This window comes from Brevibacillus panacihumi W25 (genome assembly GCF_000503775.1).
Lineage (GTDB): Bacteria > Bacillota > Bacilli > Brevibacillales > Brevibacillaceae > Brevibacillus > Brevibacillus panacihumi_A.
The window spans coordinates 1,232,045-1,255,628 of sequence record NZ_KI629782.1; the positions used below are offsets into that span (position 1 = coordinate 1,232,045).

Genomic DNA, 23,584 nt, shown 5'->3' on the forward strand with positions numbered 1-23,584 from the left:
AATCGAGTAGGAGGGGGTGACTAACCCCCGTCCTCTCACACCACCGTACGTACCGTTCGGTATACGGCGGTTCATTTAGGTATGACGCAAATAGGTGTATCTGTCTGACAAACTCTTCAAACCTTGATTACGCCAGTAAGCATTATTCAATGCTCGGTGAAGAATTGGACTACATGCAATTCGCCATTGTTTCTTTCGTGAATTGCCCCATTCATAGGCTTTTTCCTTGGGAACTCCTAAGGAGATAAGCCTTTTTACTTTTGTTTTCGGGCGCTTCCACTCTTTCCAGAGACACATTCGGAGTCTTCTTCGAATCCATTCGTCAAGATGGCTGAACACCGAAGGGGTATCAGCCAAGGCAAAATAGCCACACCAACCTGTAAGGTACTCATTGAGATCGTCAATTCTGTATTCCATTGGGAGTGGTTTAGTGCGGGAGGTGATCTCCCGAATCCTCTGTTTTGCTCGCTTCAGACTATCGTTCGCTATTCGAATCTTGGGCGATTTGTTCACCGTGAAACTGAAACCAAGAAATTTACGATTCCATGGGCGATCAACGGCGCTTTTCTCCATGTTGACTTTTAGCTTGAGCTTTCTCTCAATGAACGTGGTCACGGAATCCATCACGCGGATTCCTGCCTTCTTTGACTTCACATAGATGTTGCAGTCATCTGCGTAGCGAAGGAATCGAAGCCCCCGCTTTTCCAGTTCCTTGTCGAGTTCGTGCAACATGATATTGGATAAGAGCGGACTCAACGGGCCACCTTGCGGCACCCCTTGATCGCTTTCAATTTCCATACCATTAACCATAATCCCTGATTCGAGATAGCGTCGGATGAGGGTTAGGATAGTTCTGTCTTTGACATGTTTTGCGATAAGCCCCATAAGTTTATCGTGGTTTACCTTATCGAAGAACTTCTCAAGATCCATGTCTACGACCCAACGGTATCCTTCCTCGATGTATGTCTGTGCCTTCTTGACTGCGTCATGTCCCCGTCTTCTTGGACGGAATCCATGACTATGTTCGGAGAACATAGGATCAAATATCGGAGAAAGAACCTGTGCAATTGCTTGTTGGATGAGACGGTCGGTCACGGTAGGAATGCCTAATAGCCGAACACCACCGTTCAGTTTCGGGATTTCGACTCGTCGGACTGGCGAAGGTACATAGGTTCCATTCTCCAATGACGCTCGTAGGGAGTCCCAGTTGGATAAGATATGTTGACGTAGGGATTTTACGGACATACCATCCACACCGTGGCTTCCTTTGTTCTTTTCTACTCGCTTTAGTGCCAACAGGAGGTTTTCCCGTGACAGCAGTTGTCCCATCATAAAACCAGATATCCTTTCGCGTGAACGTTCTTTCTACTTGTGCCACTCTCTATTCCGCCCTCTTGAAGTCCCCCATGGATTCACCATTTCCTCCTTCAAGTAAGTCCATCTGGATTGTCTGCATCATCATAAAGAGTGAACGCCTAGCGTCCCGTTCTTCCTAAATGTTCGGCCCTTCCCGTTTCAAGCGTCCTCTACTCCGGTACTATGGCCTCTGCTGACTCCTGACCGTTCAGTTTCTCCTAGCGGAGAAGGTTACCATGAGGGCATGGCGTCCCAGTCAGGTCTCCCCGGGTAAGAACGTTGTCTTTCCCTCCATCGACCTGCTTCATTTACTCCCGATAGCCTTTGGCAACATGGACTTCGTCTTGTATGGCAGACTCATCCAGCTATCGTTAGCCTCATATGAAGTTCGTGTTCCTCAGGCCGGAGGTTTGCCGCAGACTTCCTTCAGATTCCACCTCGCGGTGGACACCCTTGTCGTAAGCTAGTGGCTACTGTTGCCTTCGCCATTCGGGACTTTCACCCTAGAGACAACGCCCATGCCGGGCACACCATAAAAAACCAGAATGGAGAATTTCCCCACCCTGGTTTTCCTTCAAAAGAAGATCTCGTCGAGCGACGTTGCGTAATCCCGCTTTTACCGATTCCCCTCTACCAATTCTTCCGCTCACGAAGCTTCGTAATATGCGCTGTATGGTGCAGATTATGCCATACAGAAAACGAAAGAGCTGCGTCCAGCGTCCAAACGCCATTCACCGGGTGACGGAAAGTTCGGGCGAAATCAGCCACAGGAGTTGAGCGCAGCAGGAACACCAATCTGCGGTTCAATTGCTCGATCAGTGCAAGCGATAATTCAATCGGCAACACTTTGCTGTCCGGCAGCTCCGCCCATCCCTCTTCATCGAAAGTTTTGACCACCGGCTCGGTTTCTGTCAACGCCAGCTTCGTACGGAAAAAGAAATTCAGATTCGCATCTGCCAAATGATGTACGACCTGCCTCACCGTCCACCCGTCTGGTCGGTAAGGTGTATCGAGTTGTTCGTTCGTCAGGTCCAAGACCGCCTCCGACAGCTTGACGGGCGCATCTTCAATTACGGCAATGAATTCCGCCCTTGTCTCCACATCCAGCGAGTCCTGCCTTTGGAACGATCCGATCGGATAGCGCAGTTCCTCCATGGTTTACCCCTCCTCTATTGGCTTGTGTTTCATCCATTATATCCCAATCTCTGGGCGGATAAGAACCATAAGCTCGGCTGCATCAACTCTCTTCGCCTGTGACAAGGAGAGCCGATAGCACTTCACCAGGTGCAGGCCGTTGTGATACTCCTTCTCATAGGCTCGTTCGAAGCCCATCCTTTTGTACAGGCGGATCGCCGATGCCATCATATCTATGGTATGCAGGTAGAGATAAGAAGCCCCAATCGCCAAAGACCTCTTCACTACCTCCTCGATCAATGCAGTCGCTACGCCCTTTCCTCTCGCCCTTCGCGATACACATAGGAAACGAATGACAGGACTGTTGATACCCATATCGGTCCCCCGATACGCTGCTTCCGATGACGGATACAACTGGACGCTTCCGATGATGTCCCCATCGATTTCGGCTACAAGCCGGGCGATTGTCCCCTCCCCGCTGACGGAGCTTCCGATCTCATGCTGGTATTTCTTCCACACTTCGGCTGGAAACAAATCCGCATACTGACCGTATGCTTCCAACATAACGCTGCGCACGGCTTCCTGCTCCGCTTCATCGGCTTCCCGGATTGTTATGGATTCTCGGAAATTGTTCATTCTCTCACCTCTCCTGACCCGGCTACTCCGACAAAGCACGTAAAGCAAGCTCAGCCAGTTCCGCCAAAAATTCGGCAGTAATGGGCAGTGCCCGTTCATCGAGATCAAAAGCTGGGTGATGCCACTCCCGTGAGCCTGATGTTCCTACGAAAAGAAACAGTCCGGGTACCTTTTGTTGATAATAGGCAAAATCCTCCCCGGCCAAGGACTGCGCAGGCTCAACCGCTGTCAGGCCTAAAGCGGCAGTTGTCTCCCGCGCCAATTCAGCCAGCCGGTTATCGTTGCGAACAGCCGGCGGACCCTGTATCCAGCGCAACTGTGTCTTCACCTGATACGCCGCCGCAACCCCCTCCACAATTTGCGCAAACCGCTCCCGCACCGTCGCTCTCGCATTCTCCTCAAACGTGCGGATTGTCCCATCCAGGACGGCGTTCTCCGGGATCACGTTCCAGGAGGTCCCGCTGTGAAAACGCGTGACGCTTACCACTGCTTGCTGCAGCGAACTGAGATTGCGGCTTACGATCGATTGCAGGGACGTAACGATCTGCGAGGCGGCTACGATGGGATCGACTCCGACTTCCGGTACAGCCGCGTGTGTCCCCTGTCCCTTTACCTCCAGTACAAAACCGTCTGCTGCCGCCATCAATGGCCCCTCTTTGATGCCGATGGCGCCGACCGGCAAATCCGGTTTATTGTGCAGGCCCAAAATAGCCTTCACACCTTCCAGTGCCCCGCTCTCGATCACCTGCAGCGCGCCGACAGCCTTTTCTTCCGTCGGTTGAAAAATCAATCTCACTTTGCCCTGAAGCTCGCTTTCCTTGTTTTTCAGCAAGATCGCTGCACCCAGCAAGGCCGCCGTGTGAAAATCATGCCCGCACGCATGCATTTTCCCTTGATTGCGCGACGCGTAGGGAAACCCTGTTTCCTCCTGGATCGGCAGCGCGTCAATATCGGCTCGCAGCGCGATGATCGGGCCGCTGTTCCCTTTTCCGATTTCCGCTATCACTCCCGTGGCCAGCCCGTAATCCACGGTCTGTATCCCTGCTTCCGAGAGCCATTCTAGAAGCTTTGCTGTGGTCTTTCTTTCCTCTCCCGACAATTCGGGATACTGGTGCAGGTGGCGGCGATATTCCACCAATCTGTTCGCCAATTCCTCCGCACCGATACGTGTATGAGCCAGATGTCCCATGGACCATTTTCCTCCTTATTCCAAGCCCTTTACACGGCAGTCTGCTGCTGCAAATCCGCAATGGCCGCCTGCAAGAAAGCAAATGAATCCAGCCGTTTCTGAAAATCCTTGACCGCCGATGTCACGATGAATTCGTTCACGCCGAATTTCTCCTTGGCAGCCAGCAGGCCCGCTCGCACGGTTTCCTTCGAGCCCTTCAAAATCTTTGCTTCCAGCACCTCGATCGTGTATGCCTGCCCGGATTGCTTGCCGAATTCCTCCGCCTGTTCCACCGTGTTCAAGATAAAGCTTTTTCCGCTTGCCAGGTGAACCTTGGTGAGCAGGATGTCCCTGGCAAGGTTCTCCGCCTCTTCGTCCGTTTCAGCCGCGATGACGGAAATCGCCAGGATCGGCTGCCGCTTCGTCCCGCGAAACGTGCGAAATTGGTTGCGGTACGTGTCGATCGCGATCTTTGCCGTATCCTCATCACCATTGATAAAAAGGGAAAAAACGTAGGGCAAGCCCAGCTCAGCGGCGATTTCTGCACTGGCGATGCTGGTGCCCAGCATGAACAGGTCTGCTGCTTTCTCAGGAACCGGCGTGGCGCGAAGGCCGTAGAGCGGATGCTCCTCCTCCAGCGAATTCGTGAGGAATTTTTCCACCTCTTTGATTTTTTCCTTGAGATCAGTTCCTTCTGGGCCCGCTCCCTGCCGCAATGCCCGCGTGGAGAGAGGCAATCCCCCAGGCGACCGGCCTATTCCCAGATCGATGCGGCCCGGTGCCAGGGAAGCGAGGACATTGAAGTTTTCCGCCACTTTATACGGGCTGTAATGCTGCAGCATCACCCCGCCCGAACCGATCCGAATGCGCTCGGTATGGGCAAGAAGATACGCGATCAGAATCTCTGGCGATGAACCAGCCACCAAGTCTGAATCATGGTGCTCTGACACCCAAAAGCGATGAAAGCCGTGCTCTTCGGCAAATTTGGCGAGTTGTACGGTGCGATGCAAAGCCTCAGCCGCAGTCTCCCCCGGGAAAATCGGGCTTTGATCTAGCAAGCTCAATTGGATCGTCATCTGAATCCCTCCCCTTTCATCAGAAAATCTGTTAAAAAGCTGGCACGACTGCGACACCGTATTTTTCTTCGATGAATTTTTTCACTTCGGCACTTTGCAGAGCGGCATCAAGCTTTTTGATCTCTTCGCGGTTTTCGTCACCTTTGCGAACCGCGATTACGTTGGCATAGGGAGAATCCTTGTCTTCCCGGAACAGCGCGGAGTTGGGATCGAGTTTGGCTTCCAATACCACATTGGTGTTGATCACTGCACCGTCCAGGTCGGGCAAAACTCTCGGCAGTGTCGCTGCTTCCGTCTCAATGAATTCCAGCTTTTTTGGATTTTCCGCTATATCCTTAGGTGTCGCCTCATAGTTGTTAATACCGTCCTTGAGCTTGATCAATCCCTGCTGCTGCAGCAAGACCAATGCTCTGTACTCGTTGGAGGGGTTGTTGGGAATCCCGATTTTGGCTCCCTCCTTCAGTTCATCCTTAGAGCCCAGCTTCTGCGAATAGAAGCCGATCGGCTCGACATGAACCTTGGTTGTAACGGCAAAGTCGAAGCCTTTTTCCGCACTGACCGAATCCAGATAGGGTACGTGCTGGAAAAAGTTCGCGTCAATTTGCCCGTCTTTCAGGGATGGGTTGAGCTGACCCTCGTCATCCAGCACAATCACTTCGAGCTGGACCCCGTTCTCCTTCAGCTTCGGCTTGATAAATTCCAGGATTTCCGCGTGCGGAACGGGAGCCGCCCCTACTTTGAGCGTTACCTCCTTTGGCGGCTGGGAAGAGCTTTCTGAGGCACTGGTACCCGAGCCGCAGCCGGCAAGCAGCGAAGCGAGGATTACGGATACTACGGAAACACTGAACAAGCCTTTTTTCTTGAACATGAACTCTCCACTCCTTATTTGGTTGCCATTATTCAAATCTGGTGCGCTTTCTCTCGATCCGTCCCGCGACCGTATCACCTGTCCACTGGATAACTTGAACCAGCACGATGATCAGGATGACGGTGGAAAGCAAGACATCCTCCCGAAACCGCTGATAGCCGAAGCGGATGGCCAAACTGCCGAGCCCTCCTGCGCCAATGGCCCCGGCGATGGCAGTGAACTCGACTATACCAATAATACCGATAGTCATACTGCGAATTAAGGCAGGCAGGGCTTCCGGAATCATCACGCGGAAAATAATCGTGGATGCATTCGCCCCCATCGCTCTCGCCGCTTCGATTTTCCCGACACTGACCTCCTTCAGCGAGTTCTCGATGATGCGACCAAGAAACGGAGCCGCTCCGATCGACAGCGCCACTATGGCGGCAGTCGGACCCAGTGTCGTCCCCACGACAAAACGGGCGAGCGGCAGCAGCAGGACGATCAGGATAATAAAAGGAAGCGAACGTACACTGTTGATCACCGTGCTGATCACCTTGTGCAGCCTTTGGGCTTGCAGAAGCCCGCCTTTTTCTGTGACAACCAGGACCACTCCCAGTGCCATCCCGAGCAAGAGCGCGAACAAAGAGGACCAGAGCACCATATAGAGAGTCTCCAGCAGTCCTCGCCACAGCAGTTCGAGCAAATCATCCTTCATATGCCGGCCCCCACTCCTTCCATCACGATCCTTTGCTCACGGTAATACTCGATGATTTTGACAAAGCGTCTGGCTGTGTCGCTCTCGGGATTCAGGAAAAACTTGTCGACTGGCCCCGTCTCCACGATGCGGCCGTGTTCGATGACTGCCATATTGCGGCAGATGTGCTGCAGGACATCCAACTCATGCGTGATCAGGACGATCGTCAGGTTCAACTCCCGGTTGATCTCCTTCAATAGCTCCAGGATGGAGTAGGTCGTTTGCGGATCCAATGCAGAGGTGGCCTCGTCGCTGAGCAAGACGTCTGGCTCGTTGACCAATGCCCTGGCGATGCCCACCCGCTGCTTTTGGCCTCCGCTAAGCTGAAAGGGATACGCCTTTTCCTTGTCTTGGAGCTGAACCAGCTCGAGGATTTCTCTCACCCGGCGTTGGATATGTGCTTCGGGATGCCCCGCCACTTTCAGCGGAAAGGCCACGTTTTGAAAGACTGTTTTGGAGTCGAAGAGATTGAAGTGTTGGAATATCATCCCTATTTTTTGTCTCGCTTGCTGCAACTCTGCTGGCGTGCATTGTGTGATCAGCCTGCCTTCGATCTCAATGTCCCCCTGATCAGGCTCCTCCAGACGATTGAGACAACGGATCAATGTCGACTTTCCCGCACCGCTAAATCCGATAATCCCGAAAATATCGCCTTTTTGAATCTCCAGGTTGATATTGTCAAGGGCTGTGACTGCTCCCTATGGGGTCTTGTATGACTTGCTGAGATTGCGTATCGCGATCATGCTGTCACCGCCCTTTCAACGGGAAGGCAGGTGAAGCCATATAGCGATTCTTCGGAATTGGCAGTCCAAAATGTCCGCGCAAGGTGTCCCGTTCATAATCGATGCGGAAGAGTCCCTTGCGCTGCAGGATGGGCACGACATGCTCGACGAACCTCTCGAGAACATCGGGAAGCAAAGGCGCCATCAGCATGAATCCGTCAGCAGCCTTCTGCGTAAACCACGTTTCCAGTGTAGCGGCAATTTTTTCCGGCGGTCCCACGAAGCCATCGTGGGTGCGAGAACCGGTCAGCAGCGAGTACAGCTCACGCAAGGTTGGATTTTCCCTGGCAATAACCGGCTGATGCTTCCGGTAATCCGCTTTGGTCTCCGGCAGGCGGTCCAGCCCCAGCTCCGCCGATTTCGTCTCCAGGGTTGCCTGGCTAAAGTCGATGCCTTTGAAATAGTCCGTCAAAAAGCCAAACGCTGTTTCGTCCGTAATCAAGGAGTCGAGCTGCTGCTGGATCTGTCGCGCTTCCTCCTCCGTCCCGCCGATGATGGGCGAGATGCCTTGCAGGATGTATACATCGTCTGGGGAGCGTCCGGCTGCGGCTGCTTTTCCTTTAAAGGAGCGGTAAAACGCTTGGGCGTCCTCGAGGTTGTATTTGATCGAAAAGATTACCTCTGCTGTACTCGCCGCAAAATTCTGTCCTGATTCAGAGGAGCCCGCTTGGACCAGGACCGGATATCCTTGCGGCGAGCGGCCGATATTCAGGGGGCCCTGGACGGAGAAAAATGTCCCTTGATGATCCAAGCGATGCAGCTTGCTCCGGTCAAAAAACCTGCCGCTTGCTTTGTCCCGGATAAAGGCGTCTTCCTCCCACGAGTCCCACAGGCCTCTGATCACCTCGACGAATTCCTCCGCACGCTTGTAGCGCAGGGTATGGTCAAAATGCTCCTCCCGGCCGAAATTGCGTGCCGTATTTCCTGACAAATCCCTCGTCGTGACGATGTTCCAACCCACTCTGCCCTTGCTGATCTGGTCTGCGGACAGCAGAAGACGGGCCAAATTGTACGGCTCGATATAGGAGGTGGATGCCGTCGCCACCACCCCGATCTTTGCGGTTGCCCCTGCCAGAGCCGTAATCAGTGTAATCGGTTCAAATCGGTTGAGGATATTGGGATGGGACGCTTCGTTAATCCCCAGGCTGTCCGCGATAAACACCATGTCGAATTTGCCGCGTTCAGCCAACTGCGCCAGGCTTTTGTAGAAATCAATATCAATGCTGGCATCTGCTTGAGCCGCTGGATGGCGCCAGGATGCGACGTGCATTCCCGTCCCCACCAGATAGGCTGCCAATTTGATCTGTCTACTGGTCATACGGTTATCCTCTCTTTCTCCGCAATTTCAAATTACACTATTCAAACCTGTTTACTCGGAATTATTTTCTAAAACATTACCACCTCTTTCATTGCCAGTCAACTGCTTATTTTCCTTTTTTAGGGTGGCAGCTCGTCTTCTCCCATTGAATTCCCTTTACTGCAGCAATGTCTCCTATATAATGAATGTGACATCATCCCCATGTTTCTTTGACCCTGAGAGGTGAATACCGTGTCCATTCGGCTCAAGCTTTTGCTTTCCTATACAGGCATGCTCGTCATCAGCCTGCTTATGTTTTTCCTGACTGCCGTATTAATCACGATCGCAACGACTGGCGATCTGCACAGCTTTCGGGATTTCTATAAAGTCCATTATCAGCTCAATCCATAGACGGAAGAGGAGGAATCCATTTTCCTCGAGTTGAAATACCTGGCCAAAAACTCTCCGGATGAGCTGCAGGACGAACAGCTTCTGAAGGACTATGATTTTCAGCTCAGAACCGTACGCGCCGGTCTTTTTATCCGCCGGGAGAGCAATCAGGTCTTTGCATCCGAGACGTTTCATCAGCCTGATTTGGCCAAGCATCTGCCCGGCTATGATTTGAACAACAATCAGATCCGCAATACCTTCAACATCGGGGAACGCTTCTACGCTTATGCCAAATTCGATTTCCACTATACGGACGGCGCCAAAGGAAGTGTGTTTGTCATTCGCGAGCGCAGTCCGTTTGCCGAAGTGACCCGCAGGCTCCTCCCGATTCTCCTGATTCTGCTTATCGGGTTTATCGTCATCGCCAACATCCTGCTGTACCGCTGGATTACCCGCAGTGTGATCAAACCGCTCGACTCCATGCGCCACTCTGCGGAACAGATCAAGGAGGGCAATCTGGATTTCTCTCTCGATCTTTCCTCCAAGGACGAAATCGGACAGCTCAACGCAGCGTTCGAGAACATGCGCAAGCGATTGCAGGAATCTGTCGCCCTTCGTCTGCAGGATGAAGAAAATCGCAAGGAACTGATCTCCAATATCTCTCATGACTTGCGAACGCCGATTACCAATATCAAAGGCTACATCGAAGGAATTCGAGACGGTGTCGCGGATACGCCGGAGAAAATGGACAAGTACGTCAACATCATCTACTCCAAGGCCGTGGATCTGGACAGGCTGGTAGACGAGCTGTTCCTCTACTCGAAGCTCGATTTGAAGCAGGTGCCGTTTACGTTTGAACACGTGGAAATTGTTCCGTTCTTGGATGATTGCATCGACGAGCTGCACTATGCGCTGGAGAAAAAGGGGATCGAGATCGGCTGGGGGGAGCGGATCGATGCGGACACTAAGGTGATCGCCGATGTGGAGAAAATCAAACGGACCCTGCTCAACATCGTGGAAAATGCGCAAAAATTCATGGACAAAGAGAACAAAACGATTCAACTGTCGCTTCAAAGCGATCCGCAATGGGTGACGGTTGAAATCAGGGATAACGGGACGGGGATCCCGCCTGAGGCTGTCCCGCATATTTTTGAACGCTTTTACCGCGCGGAGCAGTCTCGCAATTCTTCGACTGGCGGCAGCGGACTCGGTCTTGCCATCGCCCGCCAGATCATCGAAGGACATGGCGGCTCCATTTGGGTAAAAAGTGAACTGGGAGTAGGAACCAGCCTGTTCTTTACCCTCAAACGCGCAAATGAACAAGGAGGACCAGATTCCCATGCCGCCAACCATTCTCATCATTGAGGACGAAACCACCATCGCCCAACTGGAACGGGATTATTTTGAACTGAATGGCTATGACGTGGATTTATGTCATACGGGTACAGAAGGACTTCAACTGGCCTTGAATGGCGATTACAATCTGATCATCGTGGACCTCCAGCTTCCCGGAATGGACGGCTTCGCGTTATGCAGTCAAATCAGGCAGTCCAAGGAAGTTCCGATTCTGATCGTCTCGGCAAAAAAAGAAGAAATCGATAAGATACGCGCCTTTAACCTCGGCGCAGATGATTATATCACCAAGCCCTTTAGCCCGAGCGAGCTCGTCGCCAGAGCCAAAGCCCATCTGACGAGATATGAACGGCTCCTCTCCAGGCAGGAGCCCGTTTCAAAAGCGGAAATTCATATTCGCGGTCTCACCATCGACAAAGAGTCGCGCAGAGTCTATGTACGTAACCAGGAGGTTGTCTTTACGACTCGGGAATTTAACTTGCTCGAATTTTTAGCGACTCATCCTAATCGCGTATTTAGCAAAAATGAACTGTTCGAACGAATCTGGGGAATGGATTCCAGCGGAGACATCGCGACGGTCACCGTCCATATACGCAAGCTGAGGGAAAAAATCGAGGTTGATCCATCCAATCCACAGTATATCGAAACCGTCTGGGGTGCCGGGTACCGTTTTACTGTGTAATATTTAGAGTTATTTAAGAAGGATTTTAGAATTTATTAATCTCTGGTTTCTTGGGAATTTAGGTCTCTCCTCTAGGATACAGGTATAGGCACCTTACCTTGATATGCAAAAGGAGGATCTACTGATGAATCCCTTTTCCAAGAAATTAGCTACCATGTTGCTTGCGACTGCTGTCAGTGCAGGAACGCTTCCCTTCGCAGCGTTGAACGCGCAAGCTGCTTCGCCATTAACCTCGCAAGAAATTCAGCAAGCCGTAAATGAACTGACTCAACTGCGGGTCTTGCAAGGCTATCCCGATCACTCGATGGGCGTGCACCAACCCGTCACACGTGCGGAGCTGGCAAAAATGGTGGTACGGACATTTGGTTTGGAAAGAAAAACGAACCCAATTGCCAAGCTTTGACGATGTCAAAAAAGATGCTTGGTACTACGATTTTGTCACAAGTGCGGTAGGACAAGACATTATCCAGGCTGACAAGGGACGCTTTGATCCAGAAGGCACGGTAACAGCTAGAGAATTAGAGCAGATCATTGCCAAAGCTCTCAAACGCGACCTAAAATCCGTCCAATACTGGATGGAACGCGTTTCTGCCACCAATGGCCCGCTTTCACGCGGAGAAGTCGCGTATCTGTTGAATACGGCGTATCAAGCGATTCCTTCTGCCACTGCCACCATCACCGACATACGTCCTCTGAATACAATCACGCTGATCATCACCTTTGATGCTCCTTTGACAGCGGAGGACGAGGCTTTTGCTGTATCAAAAGAACAATTCGCATTTAGCGACGGGCTAGCGTTGACCAACATGCCTCGTCTGAAAACAGGTTCTGTCTCTACGTATATCGTACCTACATCACCACAAAAACCCGGTACCATCTACACGCTGACCTATAAAGGGAAACAAGCGGGCACATTCGCGGGCCAAGGAACTAAACTAAACATGACCGAGGCCAGACAGGTGACGAACGGTACTTTCGAGCTCGAAGCGCTGAAATCGGCAGGTGTGACAGATTACGGGTATGTCATCTCCGCTTACAGTGCTGGCCGTGGGGCAAACGCATTCGTGCTGGATGAAAACGATGCCGCGGATGGTAAAACCTATCAGATCATCTCCTCCATGCAGGCTCGTCAGGTAACGATCACTCCTGAAGGCGGTCAACCCATCGTAGCCAATTACGTACCATTCACAAAATCGACGGACGGCAAACAAGAACCGAAATTCCGTCTTCCAGAAGGACAGACACTGGAACCAGGCGTCCGATACACAGTAACCTCGGAGTGGGCTGAGATTGCGAATCCCAACTTTGTGGCTGAAGAAATCGCGCCACTGCAATTGAGCCAAGCAGAAGCCGTCAGTGATAACTCGATTACGGTCACATTGAGCTCAGACCCAGGCGACGAGCTATTTTCTGGGCGCAGAGTAGAGCTGACCAGCCCTGCCGGAGAAAAACTCGTGGCTACCTATAAGTATTCCAGCCGCAAAGGCGCTACAGGCGTGTTTGATCTCCAGCAAAATGATACATTGAAAGCAGGGACTACCTATACCGTAACACCTGTTGGCGACTGGGCAGGCAACTCCCAGGTCGAATTGGCGGTGCAATGAGTAAAATTCGGGAAAGGTGCTGGTAAGTGATGCTGCGCGTCGGTCTTCTTTTACTCGCCATCACGTTGTCTGGATGCGGCGGGGACACGAACGACTTGCTCAAAAGTGAAGAGCAGCAAACAATCGAAGCGGTGAACAAGGAGATGGGGCAGTTGAATGAGTCTTTGCTACAGGCTGTTAACCACGGCGATCAAGCTGAGATCAAACGGCTCCTGGCAGATGGGGCAGATATTGATGCCACGGACGAAAGAGGCAGAACCTCTGCCATGATCGCGGTTCATACCGACCAGCTCGATGTTTTCCAGTTCCTGGCGTCACAAGGAGCGAACATCAACATCCGGGATCAGCGTCTGGACAATCCTTTGCTTTACACTGGCGCGGAAGGAAAGCTCGATTTCGTAAAAGCAGCGATCGCAGCTGGCGCCGATACGACGGTCACCAACCGTTTTGGCGGCACGGCCCTGATTCCTGCTGCCGACCGCGGCCATGTGGAGGTCGTTCGCGAGCTGCTCGCCAACTCCGATGTCAATGTGAACCACGTCAACAATCTGGGCTGGACCGCCCTGCTGGAAGCCGTGATTTTGGGCGACGGCGGGAAAAATCATCAGGAGATTGTGAAGCTGTTGATCGATCACGATGCTGACGTTAACCTGGCTGATCACGATGGCGTGACTCCCTTGCAGCACGCGAAGAAGCGCGGGTATCAGGAAATGATCGAGCTTCTGACAAACGCTGGGGCGAAGTGACAGGTATATCCTGCTAGAAACGAAAAACGGGTGCTCATCAGAAGCTGATCTTCTGCCGAGCACCCGTCTTTTATTTACTGCTTGTTCACATCGATGAATGGCATGGCGCCGCCAGTGACATTCGGCATTTTGCCGTCCCATTTGCGGATCGCTTCCAGCTGCGCTTCGATCTGTCTGAGCTGGATCAGCTCCGGCGTTACTTCCTGCTTTTGCAAGCGGAGTGCTTCCGCCTGCGCTTGAGCTTTGGTAATTTCCTGCTCTTTCTCGATCTTGATGCGCTCGAGATCCAGCTTGGATTTGAGCGCTTGCTGCTCGGCGATCTGCTTGGATTCAATCGCACGGTTAAACTCTTCGCTGAAGGTAAATTCACGGATGTTGATTTCATCCAGCACAATGTAATAGGTCGAGAGCTTCGTGGTCAGCAGTTCCTTCACTTTAGCGCTCACTTCCGAGCGTTTGGAGATCAGTTCCTCGGCTGTATACTGAGCCGTCACCGCTTTGAGCGCCTCGGCTATGGCCGGGTCTACAATGCGGGTATTATAATCCAGGCCGACCTGCTGATACAATTTGTTGACGCTGTTGGCATCCAGGTGGTGGTTGACCGCTATCGTTGTCGATACGGTTTGCAGATCGCGTGATGCAGATGTCTGACTCGTCTCTGACTTTTGCACACGGACCTCGATCGGAATTACTGTTTGAATAAACGGAATCTTGAAATGAAGACCTTCTTGCAGCACTTTCGGCTGGACGGCTCCCAATTGCAGCACGATACCACTATGACCTGCCGAAATAATCGCAAAGGACTGTGTTCCCAACAATGCGATGACAGCAATTACTAAAATGGTAACAAGCCATCTTCCTCCCTGTTTGAAGGAATTCATGTTCACTACATTATCGTCGCTCATATTCCGCCTCCCCTTCTCTATTTCTGTATCTCTAGTCTATACGTGAAAGGGGGACTGAAGTTTCAGATTCATTCGTATTTTTGTCCCATTGACTGAGGAAAGAAAGCAGCTCCTGATTTACCTGCTCAGAACCTTTGCCCAGCCATATCAGATGCCCCCAGGTATCGAGGAGACATAGCTGTGCGTTCGGCATGTGTTTCGATGCGCGATGGGCGTGTTCGAGCGGAACCGTCCCATCCTGCCGACTATGCATGATCAGTACGGGACACGTCACGTTCTGCAGATGCTGAATCTCAATCTGTCCGGGGTGTACAAGGTCAATTATGAAGCCATGCCCCGACCGCTGACGACGATTCATTGCACGAAATGCCTCCAAATCTTCGGGCAGGAGATAAGATTCGACTTCTCTCCAGGGCAGCTTCGTAAAGGACGAGGCCATCTGTTTGAACATGTAACGTGGGAAGCGGTCGGTCACGGATGCAAGCAGCTTCCAGACATAGGCCTCCACTCCGGGTCGAAACAGAATTTTTGCCGCCTTGTACTCCTTGTCTTTTGAAGTCAGCCATGGGCCTGTCACCGCTGATTGCAGTGTCAGTGTACATATTCGCTGCGGGTATTGGGAGGCAAAGAATATGCCGCTTGGTCCGCCGGCAGAGACCGCGATGACATGGAGCTTTTTGATTTGCAAATGGCGAAGCAATTCTTCATACGCCTGACAGGCTGTCCTGAGGCTTTCTCCGAGCTCGCGGGAAGTCTCGCCATACCCTGGACGTGACGGCGTGATCAGGGAGTAGCCTGCATCCAACAGCGCCTGATAGCCAAACTCTTCTGTGCAATTGGAATGACCGCCATGCAGCACGAGGATTGGCTGCCCTTCTCCCCGAATAGAATATTGAAGTCTGGTTCCCTCTGACAGGGTAAGGAATTCAATTTTCAAAACGAACCCTTCTCTCTTACTGGCATCATCGTGAGCAGATTGGATTGCGTCTATCTTACCTATTATTTGGCAATGTGAAAAGGAGAATGTCGATGAATGAAAAGGTAATTTCCCTCATTGAGAAATATGGTTTGGAAGAGATGAAAGAAACTATCCTCGCTCATCTTCATCCCTGCATCTATCTGCTGCCGCAGCGAACCGAATTTCCTGAGTTAGCCAAGAGCCGATTAGGCGGATATCCCGATTTTCCTCCTGGCTGGAGCTACCCGTTGTACAATGGCGAACCGCTTGTCTTCATCGGTCAGCTCAACCTGGGGGAAATCCAAAGCCTAGGCATAGCCAACGAACTGCCTGCGCGCGGCATTCTCTACTTTTTCTACGAAGCCAGGGAGCAGTCGGTATTTGGCGAACTCGAAAACAGGGACGGTTGGCGCGTCTTGTATTACGATGGCGATCTCTCCGCCGTACAGTCCGTGCCTTATCCCGGTACCGACCAGGAATACGGGGTACTTTACGCCAACCATCTGCAGATGAATAAGGGACTGTCGCTTCACGGGGACGGGATCAAGGTTCCTGACGCCTTGTGGGACACGTATTACGACGAGTTTTTGCCCGCCTTTGCCGAGATCAACGGCTCGCATACATGGAACCACCAGGTGCTGGGCCGCCCGAACAACATCCAGGGCGATGTCTTTGAGGAAGTAGACTACCTCCAGGGCAAGGAAAATGGCGGCCCTTACACCCTTTTGCTGCAGGTCGATACCGATGTGGATAACCTCGGGATTATGTGGGGGGATGTCGGTACGATCTACTTCGTCCTCTCTTTGGAAGATTTGAAAGCGAAGCGCTTTGAGAATGCGTTGTTTTCGTATCAATGCTGCTAAACGAAATGGATTGGCACGGATCATTCTACGTTAAAAGCATTTATTGAAGAAAAGGTAGATACCGATAAGATCGAGGCTACTGGACATCGGCGAAGGAGTTAGGGAATATTTGGAGGAGGCAGAAGCTCTAGGGCTTCGAAAAATTCATGCAATAAGTAAAATGAGTTTGATTGATTATTGAAACAACGGCAGTTTCGGACCTTTTTGTTTGTCCAAAGCTGCCGTTGTTTCGTTTAACCGATGTCATTCTAACGTTCGTGATGCATCGCGACTGCGACTGGTTTGGCTGCTTTCGCCAGGCTGACTGCCAACAGAAGAGCGAGAAGCAAAAAGCCTGTGATCAGACCTACTACGCCAGCCCAACCATATTCAGACCAGAAGACCCCTCCGGCCGTACCCGCTACACTCGAACCGGCATAGTAGAAAAACAGGTAGAGCGAGGAGGCCTGCGCTTTATCCTGCAAAGCACGTCTGCCCACCCAAGCGCTGGCGATGGAATGGCTGCCAAAAAAGCCAAAGACGAGGATCGGCAATCCGAGCATTTTCACCCACAGGTTCGACTCCAATGTGATGAGTACGCCGATCAAGGTCAGTCCCAGTGCGACGATCAGGATTTTTTGCCGTCCGTAGGTGTCCGCCAGCTTCGCCATCCATACTGAGCTGACCGTCCCGACGAGATAGATGATGAAAATCCAGCCGACCAGTGTCTGGCTGAGATGATAGGGCGGTGCCGTCAGCACATAGCCTAAGTAATTGAACAGCGCGACATTGCTCCCCAGAATGAGAAAGCCAATCCCGTACAGGCAAAGCATCCCCCGGTCTCTCAGATGGTGCCCGAACGAGAGCAGCAGTTTTCGCGGCTCTGGAGAACGCGGGTGAAAATGGCGGGATGGCGGCAAGCTCAGCCAAAAGATCAGGCAAGCCAAAAAGCTGATGAAGCTGATCGTCCCCAATGCCACATGCCAGCTAAAGAAGTCCGTCATCATTCCCGTGAGAATCCGCCCGAAGACGGCCCCCAACGAGTTGCCGCTAATATAGAGTCCCATCGCGACCCCCAGGCTACCGCCGTCCATTTCTTCCCCCAGATAGGCCATGGCAATCGAGGGCAAGCCTCCTAGGGCAATGCCCTGAATCATCCGCAGCAACAAGAGCGTCTCAAAGCTCGGGCTGCAGGCAGTCAGGACAGACATGGCAGACGCAGCCAGCAAGGATGCCATCATGACAGGCTTACGTCCCCACACCTCTGACAAAACACCAAAAAACAGCATGCTGACTGCAAGCGAAATCGTCGTCACTGACAGCGAAAGACTCGCCATCGTCGGAGAGACGCCAAAATCTTTGGTAAACTCCGGCATCAGGGGCTGTGTACTGTACAGAATGGCAAATGTATTAAAGCCAGCGGCAAAAAAAGCGATATTTGTTTTGCGAAAGGCCTTGGTCCCTTTCTTGATGTGTTCCACTTGGATGCTACCTCCCCAGCTCCACACTCTCTTGTTTGTATCGTATCACCCATCATTTATAATGTATAATTTATTATTAGTATCAAAACGATGCATGACAGTAATGATTGAACGGGAGGTATTTCTATGGAGTGGCAGCAACTCGAGTATTTTCAGACACTCGCACGCGTCCAGCATGTGACGCAGGCGGCAGAGCTTTTATCCCTGTCACAGCCTGCACTGAGCCGTTCCATTGCCCGATTGGAAGAAGAATTGGGCGTCCCGCTTTTCTCCCGTCAGGGGCGCAGCATTTCCTTGAATCGCTACGGCCAGCTTTTTTTGCACCGTGTGCAGCGCATCCTTGCCGAATATGAGAGCGGTAAGCAGGAGCTGCTGGACTTGGTTCATCCTGAAAACGGAGAGATCGCCCTCGGCTTTTTGCATACCTTGGGCATGAGCCTGATCCCTGACTTGATCGGCACGTTCCGGCTGGATTCCCCCTCTGCCCGGTTTCAGCTGATCCAAAACCACAGCTACTCTCTGCTGGAACATCTCGATGCAGGCGTGCTGGATTTATGCATCATCGCGGAGCCTACCGAAACCAAACTGCCGATTCAGTGGACTCCGCTGTGGAGTGAAGAGATTTTTGCTTATGTGCCGCTGGGGCATCGACTGGCTGGACAAAAAAGCATTCTCCTGGAGGACTTGGCGGGTGAACCCATGATTTTCTTGAAAAAGGGGTATGCGCTGCGCAGAACGACCGACTCGTTATTCCAGCAGATCGATATGACCCCTCCTGTGATGTTTGAAGGAGAAGAAGCCGCTACTGCTGCCGGACTCGTCGGTGCCGGGCTTGGCGTCTCCCTCTTGCCTGAGCTTCGCGGGATCGACACGAGCAAAATCGTCCAGCTCCAGATCCGCGAACCCGCTTGTTACAGGGTAATCGGCATGGCATTGGTGGAAGGCAGATACATGTCGCCTGCGGCACAGCGGTTTCAGGAATTTGTGCTGCGCTACTTCGGGGTGTCTACTTCTACGCCTGCGCCTTCCGACATTTGATGATGAGCGTCGTGGGGACGGCAGCAGCTTTCTCGGCGTTGTACCAGCCCTTTGCATGCTTCTCTATATCCTCGTCCGAGAGGGATACATCCTCCACCACCTGCTCGATGACAAAGCCCGACTGGATGCAGGCATTGAGATAGGTGCTTACGCGAAACTGCTGCATGATCGCCGTCTCCGGCCACGCTTCGTGCTTGTACGCCCCCTCTTCGAGATAGGATTTGGTCAGCACCAGATTTCCTTCCTGTTGGGTGAAGCGGTTGTGCAGCGGATGCTCCCAGCTAAAGACGAAGACTCCCCCGGGCTTCAAATAGCGGTGAACCTGAGACAGCGTCTGATGCAGGTCGACCGTCCAGCCGAGTGCAAAGATAGAATAGACCAGATCAAAATAGCCATGCGGCAAGCCGGGATCGTGTTCCATCGGAGATTCAAACAGATGGACCGGAGCCTGGCAGTTCGCAAGCAGCTTCGTCGCGCTTTCAATCTGGGCAGAAGACAAATCCAGCCCCCAAAGCTCCGCTGCCTGACGTTGGTCCATATACAAAAGCGAATGCCCGCTCCCGCAGCCGATCTCCAGCACCTTTCGACCGGCGACATCTCCCAGCAGATTCAGCTCGTCTTCCTTCGGCGCCAGCGGGCCGTATTCGGGCAGCGGATTGCGCCCGTAAAAACGGGATGCTGCTTGATTCCAGCTTTTTTGGTTTGCCAGTAGCACGTCTGATTTCATACCTGATTCCTCCACATCCAAGATAAGAACATACATTCTCTATCATTCAACCATTTCCTTCCTGCTCCACAAAAAAACTGTCCCTCATCCCTTACGGACAAAAGACAGTTTTCTGCTGGCTGTGGATTAATAGGCCACTTCCACGTTTTTAAACTGGTTGGAAAACAGCTTCTGGTAGCTACCGCGCTTATTCATCAGCTCTTCGTGGCTTCCCTGCTCGGCGATCTGCCCGCCCTCCACCACCATGATCGTATCGGCATCGCGAATCGTATTCAGCCTGTGGGCGATGACGAAGCTCGTGCGGCCCTCCATCAGCTTCAGCAAGGCTTCCTGAATGTGAATTTCCGTCCGGGTATCGATGCTGCTCGTCGCCTCGTCGAGAATCAGGAGAGATGGCTTCGCCAGGATCACCCGCGCGATCGCCAGCAGCTGCCGTTGTCCCTGGCTGAGATTGCCGCCGTTTTCGTTGAGCATCGTATCGTAGCGCTTCGGCAGACGGTTGATGAACACGTCCGCATTGGCCATGGCGGCCGCCGCCTCTACCTCGGCGTCGGTCGCGTCCGGCTTGCCGTATTTGATATTTTCCTTGATCGTGCCGGAAAACAGATAGGTATCCTGCAAGACGAAACCAAAGCTGCTGCGCAGGCTGTCCCGGGTGTACTCCCGGATGTCGCGTCCATCCAGATAAATCGTCCCGCTCGTCACATCGTAAAAGCGGGTCAGCAGATTGACGATCGTCGTCTTGCCCGCTCCGGTAGGGCCGACCAGAGCCGTGATGCTGCCAGCTTGCGATTCAAAGCTGACATTTTTCAGGATGAGCTGATCGGGCCGATAGCCGAAGCTGACATTTTCAAAGACCACATGCCCCTTCGGATTGGTCAGCTCGACCGCCCCATCCACATCGGCTGGCTCGTCTTTTTCATCCAACACTTCAAAAACCCGCTCTGCCCCTGCCACACCTGACTGCAGCACGTTGAAAATATTCGCCAGATCATTGAGCGGCCGGACGAATTGCCGCGAGTAGGTCAGAAAGCTGGCGATCACCCCGACGGTAATCATCTCGTCAATCGCCAGCACTCCTCCGACGATAGCGACCAACGCAAATCCGAGATTGTTGATCACGTTCATGATCGGCATCAGAAAGCCCGACCAGATTTGTGCCCGCAAGCCTACCTTGCGCAGCGAGTCGTTGATCTCATCGAATTCCTGAATCGCCTTTTGCTCGTGATTGAACGCCTTGACTACCAATATCCCGGAGATCGTCTCTTCGATATGTCCATTCAGCTTGCCGAGCTGCTTCTGCTGGTCCTTGAACAGAACACTGGTTCTGCGCGCAATTGTCCGTGTGAGCAGATAGACGAGTGGAACCGTGACCAGGCAGGTCAACGTGAGAATGGGGCTTAGCACCAGCATCATGGCCAACGACCCGACAATCATCAATGCACCGGACATCAATTGCGTCGTAGACTGGGAAATCGAGTTGCTGACGTTGTCGATGTCATTGGTCAACCGACTCATCAGCTCCCCGTGCGTACGGGAGTCGAAAAAAGAAACCGGCAGCTTTTGCAGCTTATCAAACAGGGCTTGGCGCAGATTTTTCACAACCCGCTGCGAGATTCCCGCGATGATCCAGCCCTGCAAAAAGGTAAGGATTCCATCCGCAATATAGGCGATGAGCAGGACGAGAATGATCACGCCGAGCATGCCTGTCAACGCTTCCCCACGCGTCATCGCATCAATGGACTCCCCGATCAGATAAGGCGCCGAAAGCATCAGCAGGGCATCGATAAGGACGATGACAAACACGAGCGGCAGCACTTTCTTCTCCTTGCCAAAGGACTGCCAAAGCCGCTTTATCGTCGCCTTGAAGTTTTTCGGTTTGCTTTGCGCTCCTCTGGCTGCCATCCCGAAGCGGTTGCCGTGCCGCGGCGCCATGACTGGCTGTTCTCTAGGCTGTTGTTGCTGCAGTGCCATATTAGCTCACCTCCCGTCCGAACTGGGAGTGGTAGATTTCCTGGTACACTCCGCAGCTTTGCAGCAATTCCTCATGCGTCCCGATGCCGACGACCTCACCTTTGTCCAGCACGACGATCTTGTCAGCGTCCATCACGGAGGTGATGCGTTGCGCAATCAGAATGCAGGTCAGGCCTTTTGCGTACTTGCGCAGGGACTCCTTGATTCTTCCCTCTGTCGCTACATCCACGGCGCTGGTGCTGTCGTCCAGAATCAGGATCTGCGGCTTTCGCACCAGGGCGCGGGCGATGGACAACCGTTGCTTTTGCCCTCCGGAAAAATTGACGCCGCCTTGACCGACGCGAGCCTCATAACCGTTCTCGGTGGCCGCGACGAAGTCATGAGCTTCTGCCATCCTTGCTGCCTGCTCCACCTCTTCAGGAGTTGCATCCTCTTTCCCCCAGCGGATATTTTCCAGGACAGTTCCCGTAAACAAGACCGTCTTTTGCGGTACGATCGCCATTGTCTTCCGCAGCTTTTTCGGATCGACCTGGCGCACATCTACCCCATCGACCCGCAGCGTACCGGAGGTCACATCGTAATAACGCGGAATCAGCCCTACCAGACTGCTTTTTCCCGATCCAGTCGAACCGATAATCCCTACTGTCTCACCCGGCAGACACGTAAAGCTGATTTTCTTCAGAACCAGCTCCCCTCCCGTCCCCTCGTAAGAGAAGCTGACCTCCTCGAAGTCGATTCGGCCTTTCTGGGCGGTTGTCTCCTGCAGCGAATCATCCCAGGTCATCTGATTCTCCTCCGCAAACACTTCCCCGATTCGCTGCGCGGATGCCTTGGCGCGCACGAACAGATTGAACACCATCGAGATCATCATCAAGGCGAACAGGATCTGGGTCATGTAGTTGGTAAAGGCGATGATATGCCCCACCTCGATGCTTCCCTCTTCGACGCCGTCCCCTCCGATCCACAGACCCGCCACAATCCCGAGATTGACCACCAGCATGATCGCCGGACCGAACACGGACATGATGCGGGTAGCAGAGATCGTCTTCGCTTGCAGCTCTTCATTGGCTGCATTGAATTTTTCACTTTCAAATGCGTACCGGTGAAACGCTTTGACAACCCGCACGCCGGAGAGGTATTCCCGCATGGTCCCGTTCACGCGGTCCAGGGCAGCTTGTACCTTTCCAAAAAAAGGGAAACCAATCTTCATATTCAACACAATAAACAAACCGACAATCGGCACGACTACTGCCAGCACGACGGACAATTGCAGATTCAGCTGTGCGGCCATGATCAGCCCGCCGATGCACAGCAAGGGCGCTTTGACGAAAATCCGCATCATCCCGTTGACGAAGACTTGCACCTGGTTGACGTCGTTTGTGAGCCGCGTGACCAGCGATGCCCGGTCGAACTTGTCGACATTGGCGAAGGACAAGGACTGGATTTTGCGGAACAGATCGGAGCGCAGCAAAGCCCCGAAATTCTGGGACACGTAGCTGGACAAGAGATTTCGCATCGTCGCAGCGACCGCTCCCAATGCGGTAATCAAAAGCATCAGCCCGCCCATCTGCAAGACGTAATCCATGTCGCGATTCGCCACGCCCCGGTCGATCATCATCGCCATAATGGTCGGCTGCAGCAGGTCGCTTATGGCTTCCACGGCGAGGAAAAAGAAGGAGACCCCGATCGCCACGCCGTATTTTTTCAGGTATGTCAAGGTAAAACGCATACACTCACCCCATTCAAGATGCCAGAAACCGATGATTATTCTTCAAATTTTATCCTTTCGCATGGGAAATGAAAAGAGCGCGAGCGTAGCCTGGGAAACAGG

The 23,584-nt window shown here is 52.6% G+C and carries 21 protein-coding genes and 1 pseudogene; 7 read left to right on the plus strand and 15 right to left on the minus strand.

The genetic code is table 11. The features are described 5' to 3' along the window. Nucleotides 1-75: 75 nt before the first annotated feature. The 9 genes from ltrA to T458_RS35310 all read right to left on the minus strand — a co-directional run bounded on the left by ltrA (nt 76) and on the right by T458_RS35310 (nt 9,074). Nucleotides 76-1,332 (minus strand): group II intron reverse transcriptase/maturase, encoded by a 1,257-nt coding sequence (ltrA, locus tag T458_RS35265; protein ID WP_023554544.1) that lies wholly within the window; start codon nt 1,330-1,332, stop codon nt 76-78. Nucleotides 1,333-1,986: 654 nt separating this feature from the next. Further along, on the minus strand, nt 1,987-2,511 hold the full coding sequence (locus tag T458_RS35275; protein ID WP_023555737.1) for a YfiT family bacillithiol transferase: 525 nt from the start codon (nt 2,509-2,511) through the stop codon (nt 1,987-1,989). Nucleotides 2,512-2,547: 36 nt separating this feature from the next. After that, nucleotides 2,548-3,126: a GNAT family N-acetyltransferase gene (locus T458_RS35280; RefSeq protein ID WP_023555738.1), complete on the minus strand. Its 579-nt coding sequence runs from the start codon at nt 3,124-3,126 to the stop codon at nt 2,548-2,550. A 22-nt stretch (nt 3,127-3,148) separates the two neighbouring features. Beyond that, entirely contained in the window at nt 3,149-4,315 is a 1,167-nt protein-coding gene (locus tag T458_RS35285; RefSeq protein WP_023555739.1) for an amidohydrolase, read from the minus strand. A 29-nt stretch (nt 4,316-4,344) separates the two neighbouring features. After that, nucleotides 4,345-5,370: an LLM class flavin-dependent oxidoreductase gene (locus T458_RS35290; RefSeq protein WP_023555740.1), complete on the minus strand. Its 1,026-nt coding sequence runs from the start codon at nt 5,368-5,370 to the stop codon at nt 4,345-4,347. A gap of 31 nt (nt 5,371-5,401) precedes the next feature. Continuing rightward, entirely contained in the window at nt 5,402-6,238 is an 837-nt protein-coding gene (locus T458_RS35295; protein WP_023555741.1) for a MetQ/NlpA family ABC transporter substrate-binding protein, read from the minus strand. A 28-nt stretch (nt 6,239-6,266) separates the two neighbouring features. Further along, nucleotides 6,267-6,935: a methionine ABC transporter permease gene (locus T458_RS35300; protein ID WP_023555742.1), complete on the minus strand. Its 669-nt coding sequence runs from the start codon at nt 6,933-6,935 to the stop codon at nt 6,267-6,269. Next, nucleotides 6,932-7,648 carry a methionine ABC transporter ATP-binding protein gene (locus T458_RS35305; protein ID WP_290367270.1) on the minus strand — a complete coding sequence of 239 codons (717 nt, stop codon included), beginning with the start codon at nt 7,646-7,648 and terminating at the stop codon, nt 6,932-6,934. Before T458_RS35305 ends, T458_RS35300 begins: the two co-directional genes overlap by 4 nt. A 73-nt stretch (nt 7,649-7,721) precedes the next feature. Further along, nucleotides 7,722-9,074 (minus strand): LLM class flavin-dependent oxidoreductase, encoded by a 1,353-nt coding sequence (locus tag T458_RS35310; RefSeq protein ID WP_023555743.1) that lies wholly within the window; start codon nt 9,072-9,074, stop codon nt 7,722-7,724. A 231-nt stretch (nt 9,075-9,305) separates the two neighbouring features. Between T458_RS35310 and T458_RS35315 the strand changes: the two are divergent. The 5 genes and pseudogenes from T458_RS35315 (at nt 9,306) to T458_RS35330 (ending at nt 13,828) form a co-directional block, all read left to right on the plus strand. Continuing rightward, a pseudogene (locus T458_RS35315) lies at nt 9,306-10,808 on the plus strand (ATP-binding protein). Continuing rightward, nucleotides 10,783-11,478: a response regulator transcription factor gene (locus T458_RS35320; protein WP_023555744.1), complete on the plus strand. Its 696-nt coding sequence runs from the start codon at nt 10,783-10,785 to the stop codon at nt 11,476-11,478. The pseudogene T458_RS35315 and the gene T458_RS35320 overlap by 26 nt, the downstream one beginning before the upstream one ends. 124 nt (nt 11,479-11,602) lie before the next feature. Next, nucleotides 11,603-11,881, plus strand: coding sequence for an S-layer homology domain-containing protein (locus T458_RS57555; RefSeq protein ID WP_252989788.1), 279 nt, complete (start codon nt 11,603-11,605; stop codon nt 11,879-11,881). Further along, nucleotides 11,841-13,082: an S-layer homology domain-containing protein gene (locus T458_RS35325; protein ID WP_252989789.1), complete on the plus strand. Its 1,242-nt coding sequence runs from the start codon at nt 11,841-11,843 to the stop codon at nt 13,080-13,082. Before T458_RS57555 ends, T458_RS35325 begins: the two co-directional genes overlap by 41 nt. Before the next feature lie 29 nt (nt 13,083-13,111). After that, entirely contained in the window at nt 13,112-13,828 is a 717-nt protein-coding gene (locus tag T458_RS35330) for an ankyrin repeat domain-containing protein (protein ID WP_023555745.1), read from the plus strand. Nucleotides 13,829-13,902: 74 nt separating this feature from the next. Here the strand turns inward: T458_RS35330 and T458_RS35335 are convergent, their stop codons facing one another. After that, nucleotides 13,903-14,733: a prohibitin family protein gene (locus T458_RS35335; RefSeq protein WP_023555746.1), complete on the minus strand. Its 831-nt coding sequence runs from the start codon at nt 14,731-14,733 to the stop codon at nt 13,903-13,905. Between the two features lie 31 nt (nt 14,734-14,764). After that, nucleotides 14,765-15,670: an alpha/beta fold hydrolase gene (locus tag T458_RS35340; RefSeq protein WP_023555747.1), complete on the minus strand. Its 906-nt coding sequence runs from the start codon at nt 15,668-15,670 to the stop codon at nt 14,765-14,767. A 92-nt stretch (nt 15,671-15,762) separates the two neighbouring features. Here T458_RS35340 and T458_RS35345 point away from each other — a divergent pair, with 92 nt between their 5' ends. Next, nucleotides 15,763-16,554 (plus strand): YwqG family protein, encoded by a 792-nt coding sequence (locus T458_RS35345; protein WP_023555748.1) that lies wholly within the window; start codon nt 15,763-15,765, stop codon nt 16,552-16,554. A gap of 248 nt (nt 16,555-16,802) precedes the next feature. Here the strand turns inward: T458_RS35345 and T458_RS35350 are convergent, their stop codons facing one another. Beyond that, nucleotides 16,803-18,014 (minus strand): MFS transporter, encoded by a 1,212-nt coding sequence (locus tag T458_RS35350; protein ID WP_023555749.1) that lies wholly within the window; start codon nt 18,012-18,014, stop codon nt 16,803-16,805. Between the two features lie 126 nt (nt 18,015-18,140). Between T458_RS35350 and T458_RS35355 the strand changes: the two genes are divergently transcribed. Next, nucleotides 18,141-19,052, plus strand: a complete 912-nt coding sequence (locus T458_RS35355) for a LysR family transcriptional regulator (RefSeq protein WP_023555750.1) — start codon at nt 18,141-18,143, stop codon at nt 19,050-19,052. Here T458_RS35355 and T458_RS35360 read toward each other — a convergent pair. The 3 genes from T458_RS35360 to T458_RS35370 all read right to left on the minus strand — a co-directional run bounded on the left by T458_RS35360 (nt 19,027) and on the right by T458_RS35370 (nt 23,482). Then, the gene (locus T458_RS35360; RefSeq protein ID WP_023555751.1) at nt 19,027-19,779 is read right to left on the minus strand and encodes a class I SAM-dependent methyltransferase; all 753 of its coding nucleotides are present in this window, start codon (nt 19,777-19,779) and stop codon (nt 19,027-19,029) included. The two genes, T458_RS35355 and T458_RS35360, sit on opposite strands and share 26 nt — an antisense overlap. A gap of 126 nt (nt 19,780-19,905) precedes the next feature. After that, nucleotides 19,906-21,714: an ABC transporter ATP-binding protein gene (locus tag T458_RS35365; RefSeq protein ID WP_252989816.1), complete on the minus strand. Its 1,809-nt coding sequence runs from the start codon at nt 21,712-21,714 to the stop codon at nt 19,906-19,908. A gap of 40 nt (nt 21,715-21,754) precedes the next feature. Next, entirely contained in the window at nt 21,755-23,482 is a 1,728-nt protein-coding gene (locus tag T458_RS35370) for an ABC transporter ATP-binding protein (protein ID WP_023555753.1), read from the minus strand. Nucleotides 23,483-23,584 lie beyond the last annotated feature (102 nt).